Genomic DNA, 12,223 nt, shown 5'->3' with positions numbered 1-12,223 from the left:
TACAAGGGCGGAGGCAGAAGGAGAGGAAAGTTATGGCAAAGCCACTTATTGAGTTGACTGACATTTATAAAATATACCAGATGGGTTCTGAAGAAGTCCGTGCCAATGACGGTATCACTCTGACCATTGACCGGGGAGAATTTACCGCGATTGTCGGAAAGTCGGGCAGCGGAAAATCTACGCTGATGAACATCATTGGAGCGCTGGATGTCCCTACCTCCGGTACATACCTGCTTGGCGGTGAGGATGTGGACCAGATGAGCGACGACCAGCTGGCGGAGATCCGAAACCGGATGATCGGATTTATCTTCCAGCAGTATAACCTGCTCCCCAAGTCCAACCTTCTGGAAAATGTGGAGCTGCCCCTGCTGTATGCGAAGATTCCCAAGGAGGAACGGCGGGAGCGCGCCATGCAGTCCTTAGAGCGGGTAGGGCTTGCAGATAAATGGAAGAATCATCCGTCCCAGCTGTCCGGCGGACAACAGCAGAGGGTGTCCATTGCCCGTGCACTGGCAGGGAGTCCGTCCCTGATCCTGGCAGACGAGCCGACAGGCGCGCTGGATTCAAAGACCAGCCGGGATGTGTTGGATTTCTTAAAGGAGCTTAATGAGGAGGGCAACACGATTGTGATGATCACCCATGACAGCTCCATTGCCATGGAGGCAAAGCGGGTGGTGCGGATTCACGATGGCAAGATCAATTTTAGCGGGGATGTGAGAGAATATGCTGCAATCATTTAAGCTGGCGGTCAAAAGTATATGGAGCAACAAGATGCGGTCCTTTCTGACTATGCTGGGCATCATCATCGGCGTCGCCTCGGTGATCATCCTGGTCAGTCTGGTCAATGCCTATATGTCCTATATGACAGAGAGCTTTGCCAGCATGGGCACCAATCAGATCTCGGTCAATATGGTCAACCTGCCTTCCCGTTCTGTCACGGCAGATGAGATGTACGCTTTTTATGAAGAGCACACATCGGAGTTTGCCCACATGTCGCCGTCGGTGAATGTAAGCGGAACTGTAAAATACGGAAATGACTCTATGAGCGCGACCTCCATCACAGGGGTCAGCGAGGATTATATCGGAATCAAGGACTGGGACCTGGAGTACGGGCGGAGCATCCAGTACGCAGATATTATGGCAAGGCAGAAGGTGTGCGTCATCGGCGCTTACGTGGCAGATGAGCTGTACGGCAGCGCGGAGAAAGCCTGGGGAGAGACTATCAAGATCAACGGATATGCATTTAAGGTCGTGGGGATCGTGGAACAGCAGGAGGACGTTATGGACGACGGCGGCAGCGATGATTTCGTCTGGATGCCATACAGCTGTGCTGTAAAGATGGCGAGGAATGCCAATATCAACAATTATACGTTCACGATCACCGATCTGACCAATGCTGCGGAATACAAATCCCTGATCGAGACCTTCCTCTATGAAAAGTTCAAGAACGATGATCTGTATACAGTGACAGCCATGAGCGAGATGCTGGATTCCTTAAATGACATGATCGCCATGGTGTCGGCCGGGCTGGGCGGCATCGCCGGGATCTCACTGCTGGTGGCGGGCGTGGGCGTCATGAATATCATGCTGGTATCCGTGACGGAGCGCACCCGGGAGATCGGGATCCGGAAAGCCCTGGGAGCCAGGCGGAGCGTGATCATGCAGCAGTTTGTGATCGAAGCTGCGGTGACCAGTTCCCTGGGCGGCGTCATGGGTATCTTTCTGGGGAGCGTCGCGACCTCCGCGGTGGGGGCGGTGGCAGGGTTAGACGCTGCGCCAACTCCGTCGGCGGTGGTCATCTCCTTCAGCGTTTCTGTAGGCATTGGTCTGCTGTTTGGCTATATGCCGGCAAGCCGGGCGGCGAAGCTAAATCCCATCGACGCACTGCGCAGCGAGTAACAAGAAAGCGCCGGGAGACCTCTTTTTTGATGGCATTTTAAGCGTAATGATAAACGTTACGGTTTTTCTTAAGGTATCCGATGCACATCACCGTAGCGCCTGCTTCGGCGATGGGGATCGCCAGCCAGATTCCATCCAGGCCAAGGATCAGAGGCAGTACCGCCAGGGACGCCACGATCAGTACAAAGGTCCGTATGAAAGAAATAATGGCAGAGATCCGTCCGTTGGACAGCGCCGTAAAGAGCGCAGACGAAAACAGGTTCAGCCCCGAGAATAAAAAGCTCACGGCAAAGATGGTAAAGCCATGGCGGGCCATCTCATATACCGCGGTTCCCGTCTGGGCAAAGATCCCGACGATGACAGCCCCAGCCAGCTCCGCGAATACGAACACGGCTACGGAGGTTGCCGCGATAAAGATCAGGGCCGTGCGGAATACCTGTTTCAGCTGCCTGTGGTTCTGGCTGCCGTAATTGAAGCCGATGACCGGAGAGATCCCCTGGGAAAATCCCATATACAGCGCATTGAGCAGGAACTGGGAATACTGGATGATCGTGATGGCGGCAACTCCGTCCTCTCCGGCATAGTACATCATCAGCAGATTGAACAAAAAGGTAATGATGCCGGAGGCCAGGTTTGACACCATCTCAGAGGAGCCGTTTACACAGGTTTCCAGTATTTCCTTTGCATGGAAACGAAACGGAACCAGCCACAGGGAACGTCTGGATACCGCAAAATAGATCAGTCCCACGACGGCTGTGACCATGTAGCCGGCGACGGTTGCCATGGCAGCTCCGGCAATACCAAGCTGCAGCGGTACGATCAGCACATAGTCCAGCACCACGTTGCATATTCCGGAGAGCAGGGTCAAAAACAGGCCGATGCCGGGGCGGCCCTCCGTGACAAAGAACATCTGGAACAGGACCTGGAGCATCAGTGCAGGAACAAAGGCCATCTGCCAGCGCAGGTAGGAGACGCAGTCCGCCAGGAGCAAGTCGCTGGCTCCCATGATCCGGGAGAGCGGGACGGCAAAAAGAGCCCCTGACAGCCCCACAGCCGCACCTAACATCAGGTTCAGCACGACGATAGCGGTAAAGGTTTTTCTGGCCCCATCCTGGTCTCCCTGCCCCATCTTGCGCGCCACGATCGCATTGCTTCCGGTGGACAGCATGATACCGATGCCCATGGCCACATTGATCAGCGGATATACGATATTTAAGGATGACAGCGCGTTGGTGCTGACAAAGCGGGAGATAAAGATCCCGTCTACAATCGTATATAAAGACATGATGATCATCATGATCGTGGTTGGCAGCGCAAACAGGAGCAGAGAACCAAAGGTAAAATTTTTCGATAAAGATTGATTCATGTTTTACACCTCTTTCTTGCTTTTTTTAAGCGCAAGTATTATCATAAAGGATAGGGTAACCCGATAGTCAAGCTTTTTTTGGCGAGGGAGGGGGTTCCGCATTTTAGCACGGCGGCGGTCCGGGGACAGCCGCCGTGCTAAAACGCGGAACTTCGCGTGCGCCAAAAGGATAGAGAAGAAAAAACAAGGAGTCAATGATGGAAAAACATTCGGAGCTTTATTTTACTACGGGAGAGTTTGCAAATATTCTGGGAGTGAAGAAGCATACATTGTTCCACTATGATGAGATCGGTCTTTTTTCTCCGGCGGTCACGGAGGAAAACGGATATCGTTATTATTATGTCTGGCAGATTGATACCTTTACGGTGATCCGGATGCTGCAGAAGCTGGGGATGCCGTTGGGGGAGATTAAGGAATATATGCAGAACCGTTCGCCGGAGCGCTTTCTGTCCATGATGGAGGACAAGGAGGCGCAGATCGACCGGGAGATCGAGCGGCTGAAGCACATGAAGAAATTTATCAGCCGTGAGCGGATCAATGTAGTGCAGGCGCAGTCAGCCATTTTAGACAGCCCGAAGGTGATTCCAAGACCGGAAGGATGGCTTCTGGCCTCCGATGTGACAGATAACAGCGACCGGAAGATGGCGGAGGAGATCATCCGCCATGTGCGCATGTGGGAACAGGGCCATGTGAACATCAGCTCCGTCGGTTCTGTCTGCTACCAGGAGGATCTGGAGAAAGGGATATACGACCGATACAGGCAGATCTATACCCAGGTTGACAAGCGGATTCCGGCGCTCAAACCAGAGCGGTACCCGGAAGGAAACTATATCGAAGTATATTATCGAGGCTACGAAGCATCCATGGAAAAGCCCTACCAACTCATAACCGGTTTTGCAGCGAACCATGGCCTTCGCACCTGTGGCAAATGGTACGAAGAATTTATAACAGATGAGTTGACCGTAGCCGGTTACGACAAATACACCGTGCGGACTTTAGTAAAGCTGGAGGAATCGTAGCCTGTCGAGAAGCCTGAGTTGGCGAATTTTGCGGCGGCGGTGGGGGCGGGGAGTTGCCCCTCCGCCTGACAGGCTTTTAAGAAAATCCCGCATGCTTACAGATTCTTATGTCCGAAACCGGAACAAATACCCGCTCCCCACCGCCGCCCCAAAATTCGCCAACTCAGGCCCCCTCTAATTGATTAATTCCTCATATAGTGGTAAAATCAGCATATTATATGATACCTACAAGGAGAACAGGAGTTTAAAACATGAAGGTAGTAGATATGCATTGCGACACCATTGCGGAACTGTATTACGATCACCGGGACGGGGGAAATGCCTCGATCCTGGAGAACAGCTTACATATTGATTTGAAACGGATGGCAAAGGGAGATTACCTGCTTCAGAATTTCGCCCTTTTCACCCATCTGGGGAGGGAGCCGAAGCCGTTTGAGTACACCATGAAGCTGGTGGATACTTTCTATACGGAGATGGAAGCCCACCAGGACTTGATCGGTATTGTAAAATGCTGGGAGGATATAGAGGAGAATCGAAAGGCCGGCCGGATGTCTGCTATGCTGACATTGGAGGAAGGCGGCGTCTGCCAGGGTGAGATCGCTTATCTCCGCGATTTTTACCGGCTGGGCGCCAGGATGATGACCCTGACCTGGAACTTTCAGAATGAGCTGGCGTTCCCCAACAAGATGGAATACGTGGACAAAGAGGGGGCGGAGCGCCCGCCCAAATGCGTGCCGGATACGGAAAACGGCCTGACGGAGAAGGGCATTGAGTTTGTCCGGGAGATGGAGCGCATCGGTATGATCATCGACGTGTCCCATTTAAACGACGCAGGGATCTGGGACGTGTTCAAGTACACGAAGAAACCGTTTGTTGCAAGCCATTCCAACGCCCGAGCCCTGGCGGGCCATCCCCGGAACTTAACGGATGAGATGATCCGGGCGCTGGCGGAGCGCGGCGGCGTGACGGGGATCAATTTCTGCGCCTCCTTCCTGCAAAATGAGGAAAATGGAGTGGAGCCGGACCACAGCTACTGCCGTGATATGGTGGCCCACATGAAGCATATGAAGCAGATCGGCGGGATCGGCTGCATCGGTCTTGGGACGGATTTTGACGGGATCGGAAGCAAGGTGGAGCTTAAGGATTGTTCGGGGATGCAGATGCTGGCAGATGCGATGGCGTCGGAAGGATTCACCGACGGAGAGATCGAGGCTGTATTCAGTGGAAATGTGCTGAGGCTTTACAAAGAACTGTTATGACACAAAGAACCGGAGGCCTGTAGGGGAAGGAGCCTCCGGTTTCTTTTTTCGGATATGGGAACATGGCGGGTTACTTGTCCAGTGCGGACACGAACAGGAATTTACGGATCATAAATAATACCGCAATGGCAACCACGCCAATCAGCGTCTGATAGATCGGCATATGGTAGATGACCATTTCCCTTGCCACGGCAAAGAGAAGCACCTCCACCACCGAATCCAGGTCGTGGCGGCAGAGCATTTTTAAAAGCTCGATTCCGATCACGATACTGAATATGTTTTTCAAAAACAAGGTAAACCCTTCCTCATAGACCAGCTGCCGTAAGTGGTTTGGAATCTTGAAAAGCGTGATGACCAGCGCCACAATGACCACCAGCGCGATGATGATCTCAAAAAGCTGTGCCATGTGAAATACAAAAAGCTGTGCCTTACCCGCGCGTTCCTCGAACTTCTGTTTCATGATACCCTCCCTGAAGCTGCTCCAATTGCCACAACAGGATCGTGACCGCAAGCAGGTCCGCACATCCGCCCGGACTGATGTTCAGCCGGATAAAGTCCTCATTGAGCTGGCGCAGCGCATCCAGGCCGGCCTGGGTGGACGCTCCGCCCAGTGAGAGAATACGGGACGCCTCCGCCTTCTCATAGTTTAAGAGGGCGTGGTTGGTTCGGATCAGCACGTTGGTATCGTCCACCTGGGACATCAGAGCAAGTAATGTATTAAGATAAACCTGATTGTCGTCTGTACAGGTCTTCTTACGAAATCGGATGGCCGGGAGGGAGATATCCCGGATAGAGGGAAAGCCCTTCTGGGCCTCCCCGCGGATTCCCTTTATGCCGTAGCGCACATAGAGGACTTCCCCGTGGGTCCGGGGAGAAGACGGGTCGATCCGCTCAAAATCCTGTTCAAGGGTATCGGCACAGAGCGCTCCCGCGAGGCTTAAGATATCCTCCGGGCAGAAGTTCTCATGGATCTGGTAGAAGAGGCCGGCTGCCGCACCGATTAGTCCCATGGAAAATATCATTCCCTTATGGGTATTGACTCCGCCGGTGGCTTCAAACATTGCTTTTTCAGCCGTGATCCCTATGGGGCGGATGGCGGCAAAAAGCCCGGCGCCGCTTTTGTCGGGCCACTCAGCGCCGAGGCGGAACATCTGCGCGATATGCGGGGCAATGGCGGCGGAGCTGGTGCGGAAGGTGTCAAAACACATATCCTTATGAGCGCCGCTGTCGTGTAAGTCCACAAGTCCCGGCTTCGGGGTGGCGGAGACCTCCGCCATCAGGGCATATTCGCAGAGCTCTAAAAAATGGGAGCAGGCTGAATCGGTGTTCAAAGGATCACTTCCTCTCGGTTATCTCGGCGGGCCGGTCAGCTCTCCGGTGCGTATTCGTTCAGGATACGGCTGATCTCCTGGACCAGCTCTTCAATGCTGTGTCTGCGGCTGCGGCTGCAGGCATGTGCAGGCTCGTCGCAGAGCAGGCAGCGGCGGGCCGGATACCCCAGCTCCTCCCGTGAGACCTTTGACCCGTCCACACGCAGGACGTCGATATCCAAAAGGCGTCCCAGACGGTCCTGATCCTCTAAGGATATCATCAGTTCCTTGACAAATTCCGGGGAAGCGTCAACACTGTAAAATGCTTCATATCCGGTTTTTTCTTTTATGGTCTCCAGATGGTTGACTAAAACCAGCCGTTCCTTTAAAAGCGCCTCGATCTGTCCGCAGGCGTTTTCAAAAGCTGCGGGAATCCCGGGCAGTACCTTGATGGGACCGGGGATATTTAAGGTGAGGCAGATCAGTGGTTCTCTATATAAGTGAAGAAGCTGCTGCTGTAAGTGGCAGCGCATTTCTCTGGCGTTCATCATTTCTAACAGGCTAACATCATTCATGGCAGTCCCTCCGCTCCTCTAAATTCCAATAAAACTTCTATCATCTTATGAGTGGGAAAGGTTGATTATCACGATCAGTTGGCAGTAAATCGGATTTAGGTATCCCACCCGGTAACATGTGAAGTTTTATTGTGAATTTAGAATACAGGTAAGTGCTTTACGAGATTTATTATAGTGCGATATTCCTAAAATAGCAAATACTTAATAGGTTATGACTTATATAAAGCCGCCCTTATTACTTTATTGCTTTAAATTCCCACAAAATTAACGCAATAAAATTGACGGCGGGGAATTTTTGTAGTATGATAGGAAAAGTTCATGGTTTTCCATGAAATAAATTGTCAGAAAGAGGGAGAATATTATGAAAAAATCAATGAAGATCATGTCACTCGTGCTGAGCGGCGCGATGGTGCTTTCCATGACAGCCTGCGGCGGCAGTGCAAAGGAGACTACGGCAGCGGCCACAGAGGCAGCTACCACAGCCGCAGGGTCTGAGGCAGCCGGCGGTGCTGCAGAGGCGGGTTCCGCAGCGGCTGACGGCAAGACCTATACCGTGGGCATCTGCCAGCTGGTACAGCATGATGCGCTGGACGCGGCGACTCAGGGCTTCAAGGATACGGTAAAAGAGGCGCTGGGCGATGCAGTGACATTTGATGAGCAGAACGCACAGGGCGACTCCAACACCTGCTCCACCATCATCAACAGCTTTGTATCCAACAATGTAGACTTAATTATGGCCAATGCCACCGCATCCTTACAGGCGGCGCAGGCAGGCACAAAGGATATCCCGATCCTGGGAACCTCCGTCACGGAGTACGGCGTGGCTCTGGGCATCGATGATTTCAGCGGCACCGTGGGCGGCAATATTTCCGGTACGGCGGACCTCGCTCCTCTTGACGAACAGGCAGCCATGCTTAAAGAGCTGTTCCCGGATGCCAAAAAAGTCGGACTGCTCTACTGTTCCGCAGAGGCCAATTCCCAGTATCAGGTAGATACCGTGAAGGCAGCTTTAGAGGCTCTGGGTTATACCTGTGAGTACTATGCATTTTCTGATTCCAACGATTTATCCACCATCGTGACCAAGGCGTCTTCTGAGAACGATGTGATCTATGTACCGACCGACAACACGGCGGCAGCCAACACCGAGATCATCAACAACATCTGCCAGCCGGCAGGCGTTCCGGTCATCGCGGGTGAGGAGGGCATCTGCAAGGGCTGCGGCGTTGCGACCCTGTCCATCAGCTACTATGACTTAGGCGTTGCTACCGGCAAGATGGCTGTGAAGATCCTGACCGGCGAGTCCAATATCTCCGAGATGCCGATCGAGTATGCACCGCAGTTCACCAAGAAGTACAACAAGACCCTCTGCGACGCTCTGGGCGTTACGGTTCCGGACGGCTATGTGGCGATCGAGGAATAAGCAGAAATAAACGTTGAACAATCTGAATAAGTAGTGTAGAATAAGAAGAACAGCAGCAGGATGGAGCACTGTGGAACGCTCCATCCTCCGCTGTCTTTTTGCAGAATAGCTGGCAACATCAGCAGAAACTGGTTTGAAGGAGAAAATGATATGATGAGTTTGTTGAATGCCCTGCCGGGGGCAGTGGCGCAGGGGCTGATCTGGGGGATCATGGCGATCGGGGTTTACTTAACCTTCCGGATCCTGGACATTGCAGATCTGACTGTGGATGGTTCTCTGGGAACCGGCGGTGCAGTTTGCATCATGCTGATGCTGACGGGACACAGCGTGTGGGTTGCCATGGCGGGCGCTCTGATCGCAGGTATGGCGGCTGGTCTGGTGACAGGCGTTTTACATACCTTTATGGGAATCCCGGCGATCCTTGCTGGTATCCTGACGCAGCTTGGGCTGTATTCGATCAATCTGAAAACAATGGGAAAGGCGAACCAGGCGATCAACGTGGACAAGTTTGACCTGCTGGTCTCCCTGCGGTTTATCCGCGGCGTGCCTTTCTATAAAAATACAATCTTTGTGGTTGCCATTGGTATTGTGCTGCTCATATTGTTTCTGTACTGGTTTTTCGGCACGGAGCTGGGATGTTCCCTGCGTGCTACCGGGTGCAATGACAAGATGGCGCGCGCCCAGGGCATCAATACAGATTTCAACCGGGTGCTGGGGCTTATGATCTCCAACGGCCTGGTGGCGCTTTCTGGAGCGCTGTTGTCGCAGTACCAGGGATTTGCGGATATCAACATGGGCCGCGGTGCGATCGTCATCGGCCTGGCGGCTGTGATCATCGGCGAAGCGATCTTCGGCAGGATCTTCCACAATTTCGGATTCCGCCTGCTGGGAGTTGCCCTTGGTTCCATTATCTATTATCTGGTGCTTCAGATCGTGATCTGGCTGGGCATCGATACGGATCTTCTAAAGCTGCTTTCCGCGGCTGTGGTTGCGGTATTCCTCGCGATCCCGACGTGGAAGGAGCGGTATTTTTCAAAAGCTGGGAAAAGGGGGTAATGTAAGATGTTGGAAGTTCAGAATATTGCCAAGACCTTCAACCAGGGGACTGTCAATGAAAAGAAAGCATTAAAGGGCTTAAGCCTGACACTGAATGACGGGGATTTCGTGACGGTCATCGGCGGCAACGGCGCCGGCAAATCCACTCTGCTCAACGCCATCGCAGGAGTATGGCCGGTGGATGAGGGACATATCCTGATCGACGGCAAGGATGTGACACGCCTGCCAGAGTACAAGCGGGCGGCATTTTTAGGACGTGTATTCCAGGACCCGATGAACGGGACCGCAGCCACCATGGGGATCGAGGAGAATCTGGCGCTGGCCCTTCGCCGCGGCAGCCACCGCACCTTGAAGCCGGGTATCAAAAGCAGCGAGCGGGCGCTCTACAGCGACTGGCTGAAGCGTTTGAGCCTGGGACTGGAGGAACGTCTGACCTCCAAGGTTGGTCTTCTTTCCGGGGGCAGCGGCAGGCATTGACCTTGCTTATGGCTACCTTACAGCGTCCGAAGCTTTTGCTTTTAGACGAGCACACGGCGGCGCTGGACCCGAAGACGGCCAAGAAGGTGCTGGATCTAACGGCTGAGATCGTGGAAGAGCAGAACCTTACCACACTGATGATCACCCACAACATGAAGGATGCGATCCAGATGGGCAACCGTCTGATCATGATGAATGAGGGCAATGTCATCTATGACGTGGCGGGAGAGGAAAAGAAGAACCTGACGGTGGAGGACCTGCTCCACAAGTTTGAGGAGGCCAGCGGCGAGGAGTTCGCCAATGACCGGATGATCCTGGCGAAATAGTACTGGATAATTAATATTGTTTAGCGGAAACAAGAGAATATCAGAGGACTGTCGATGTGAAAGCCGATAGTCCTCTTTTGGAATTTACTGAATACGGAAGTAATATATAGATAAAACAAAGTTATAGGAAGAACGGGATGAATATACAACGGATTACAGATACGATGGAAAAACAAAGGATAACACGCCTTATTTTGGAGGCGCTTCCTGATTGGTTCGGAATTCTTGAAGCGAGAGAAAAATATATTATGGAAAGTAGTGACAAAACATTCTTCTGTGCTTATGATAATGATAAGCCGATAGGTTTTTTGTATTTGAAAGAAACGGGTGTTGATACTGTTGAATTATATGCCATGGGTGTCTTGCCCCAATTTCATCGGAAAGGGATTGGCCGAGACTTATTTTATGAGGCAAAAAAATCAGCACTTGAAACGGGATATTCATTTTTTCAAGTAAAAACAGTTCAAATGGGTAAATATAAAGAATATGATAATACCAATAAGTTTTATCGTTCTCTTGGCTTTAAAGAATTTGAGGTATTTCCTACATTATGGGACGAATGGAATCCATGTCAGGTATATGTTATGGCTTTGAGATAACGTTCAGTTTTCCAAAGGGTGTTTTTAAAGGAGAAGGTAAGATGATAGAATTAAAGTTTTACCATTACAGGCGGACCGCGAAAATGTTTTGCAGCCCGCCTGTTTTGTGCTATACTGTAAGTGACAATCAATAAAGAAAGCAGTGCCCGTGACGGTGCTGCAAACAGATAAAGGGGGATTTCTCATGGATAAGAGCAAACTGGTCATTACGATTGAACGGCAGTACGGAAGCGGCGGACGTATTGTGGGAAAGAAGCTGGCGGAGGAGTTGGGGATTCCGTTTTACGATGATGAGATACTGAGCATGACGGCTGAGAGAAGCGCGGTTGGAGAGCAGTATTTCCGTCTGGCCGATGAGAAGGCGGGGAACAATCTTCTGAGAAAGATCGTGGGCGGGCTTCGTCCCCATTCGCTTCTTGAGCATCCGAAGACGGAAGGCGATGTGACTTCACCTGACAATCTCTTCCGGTTCCAGTCCGAGGTCATCCGGGAGTTGGCAGAGAACGAATCCTGCGTGATCGTGGGCCGGTGCGCGGATTATGTGCTGGAGGCTTCCGGGAAGAAGGATCTGGTGAAGATCTTTGTCTATGCAGACATTCCCACCTGTATCCGCAGGACCATGGAGGTGGACGGGATCCTGGACACCAAGGAGGCCCTCGATAAGCTCAATAAGATCACGAAGCAGCGCCGGGAGTATCACAAATACTTTACCGGTAAGGAGTGGGAGGACGTGAACAACTATGATCTGCCGATCAATGCCAGCAAGCTGGAGTTTGAGCAGGTTGTGGAGATGATCAAGAGTTATATCCGGATGATCGGGTATGAGATTTGATATTTAAATTCTATTATTTATTGAGACAGTGAGTGGCGGGAGGACGTCCAGCCCCGGTTCTCCACCCCCTGCGCCCCTTCCCGGA

General features: G+C 52.1%; 12 protein-coding genes and 2 pseudogenes. 9 read left to right on the top strand and 5 right to left on the bottom strand.

Annotated elements, in window-relative coordinates; all coding sequences use genetic code 11:
* Nucleotides 1-32 precede the first annotated feature (32 nt).
* Together AB1I67_RS15880 and AB1I67_RS15875 are read left to right on the top strand one after the other, a co-directional pair.
* A complete protein-coding gene (locus tag AB1I67_RS15880) occupies nt 33-740 on the top strand; it encodes an ABC transporter ATP-binding protein (RefSeq protein ID WP_367030863.1) in 708 nt (235 codons plus the stop codon).
* Nucleotides 724-1,899 carry an ABC transporter permease gene (locus AB1I67_RS15875; RefSeq protein ID WP_367030862.1) on the top strand — a complete coding sequence of 392 codons (1,176 nt, stop codon included), beginning with the start codon at nt 724-726 and terminating at the stop codon, nt 1,897-1,899. Before AB1I67_RS15880 ends, AB1I67_RS15875 begins: the two co-directional genes overlap by 17 nt.
* Before the next feature lie 37 nt (nt 1,900-1,936).
* Here AB1I67_RS15875 and AB1I67_RS15870 read toward each other — a convergent pair whose 3' ends face one another.
* Nucleotides 1,937-3,265 (bottom strand): MATE family efflux transporter, encoded by a 1,329-nt coding sequence (locus AB1I67_RS15870; protein ID WP_367030861.1) that lies wholly within the window; start codon nt 3,263-3,265, stop codon nt 1,937-1,939.
* A 194-nt stretch (nt 3,266-3,459) separates the two neighbouring features.
* On the opposite strand from AB1I67_RS15870, the gene AB1I67_RS15865 reads away from it, so the two are divergent.
* Together AB1I67_RS15865 and AB1I67_RS15860 are read left to right on the top strand one after the other, a co-directional pair.
* Nucleotides 3,460-4,284 carry a MerR family transcriptional regulator gene (locus tag AB1I67_RS15865; RefSeq protein WP_367030860.1) on the top strand — a complete coding sequence of 275 codons (825 nt, stop codon included), beginning with the start codon at nt 3,460-3,462 and terminating at the stop codon, nt 4,282-4,284.
* 251 nt (nt 4,285-4,535) lie between these two features.
* Nucleotides 4,536-5,543, top strand: coding sequence for a dipeptidase (locus AB1I67_RS15860; RefSeq protein ID WP_367030859.1), 1,008 nt, complete (start codon nt 4,536-4,538; stop codon nt 5,541-5,543).
* Here AB1I67_RS15860 and AB1I67_RS15855 read toward each other — a convergent pair.
* The 4 genes and pseudogenes from AB1I67_RS15855 to citX form a co-directional block, all read right to left on the bottom strand.
* Nucleotides 5,538-5,624, bottom strand: a pseudogene (locus AB1I67_RS15855) (hypothetical protein); the annotation flags it as partial. The gene AB1I67_RS15860 and the pseudogene AB1I67_RS15855 sit on opposite strands and share 6 nt — an antisense overlap.
* Nucleotides 5,614-6,003: a hypothetical protein gene (locus tag AB1I67_RS15850; protein WP_367030858.1), complete on the bottom strand. Its 390-nt coding sequence runs from the start codon at nt 6,001-6,003 to the stop codon at nt 5,614-5,616. The pseudogene AB1I67_RS15855 and the gene AB1I67_RS15850, both read right to left, overlap by 11 nt.
* Entirely contained in the window at nt 5,972-6,874 is a 903-nt protein-coding gene (gene citG, locus AB1I67_RS15845; RefSeq protein ID WP_367030857.1) for a triphosphoribosyl-dephospho-CoA synthase CitG, read from the bottom strand. The genes AB1I67_RS15850 and citG overlap by 32 nt, the downstream gene beginning before the upstream one ends.
* 35 nt (nt 6,875-6,909) lie before the next feature.
* On the bottom strand, nt 6,910-7,428 hold the full coding sequence (gene citX / locus AB1I67_RS15840; RefSeq protein WP_367030856.1) for a citrate lyase holo-[acyl-carrier protein] synthase: 519 nt from the start codon (nt 7,426-7,428) through the stop codon (nt 6,910-6,912).
* 361 nt (nt 7,429-7,789) lie between these two features.
* On the opposite strand from citX, the gene AB1I67_RS15835 reads away from it, so the two are divergent.
* The 5 genes and pseudogenes from AB1I67_RS15835 (at nt 7,790) to AB1I67_RS15815 (ending at nt 12,138) form a co-directional block, all read left to right on the top strand.
* The gene (locus AB1I67_RS15835) at nt 7,790-8,848 is read left to right on the top strand and encodes an ABC transporter substrate-binding protein (RefSeq protein ID WP_367030855.1); all 1,059 of its coding nucleotides are present in this window, start codon (nt 7,790-7,792) and stop codon (nt 8,846-8,848) included.
* A 150-nt stretch (nt 8,849-8,998) separates the two neighbouring features.
* Nucleotides 8,999-9,904: an ABC transporter permease gene (locus tag AB1I67_RS15830; protein ID WP_367030854.1), complete on the top strand. Its 906-nt coding sequence runs from the start codon at nt 8,999-9,001 to the stop codon at nt 9,902-9,904.
* A gap of 6 nt (nt 9,905-9,910) precedes the next feature.
* Nucleotides 9,911-10,707, top strand: a pseudogene (locus AB1I67_RS15825) (ABC transporter ATP-binding protein).
* Between the two features lie 137 nt (nt 10,708-10,844).
* The gene (locus AB1I67_RS15820) at nt 10,845-11,306 is read left to right on the top strand and encodes a GNAT family N-acetyltransferase (RefSeq protein ID WP_367030853.1); all 462 of its coding nucleotides are present in this window, start codon (nt 10,845-10,847) and stop codon (nt 11,304-11,306) included.
* 184 nt (nt 11,307-11,490) lie between these two features.
* On the top strand, nt 11,491-12,138 hold the full coding sequence (locus tag AB1I67_RS15815) for a cytidylate kinase-like family protein (RefSeq protein WP_367030852.1): 648 nt from the start codon (nt 11,491-11,493) through the stop codon (nt 12,136-12,138).
* Nucleotides 12,139-12,223 lie beyond the last annotated feature (85 nt).

This window comes from Clostridium sp. AN503 (assembly GCF_040719375.1).
Classification (GTDB): Bacteria; Bacillota; Clostridia; order Lachnospirales; family Lachnospiraceae; genus Brotaphodocola.
This window is presented reverse-complemented; position numbering and strand designations above follow the sequence as displayed.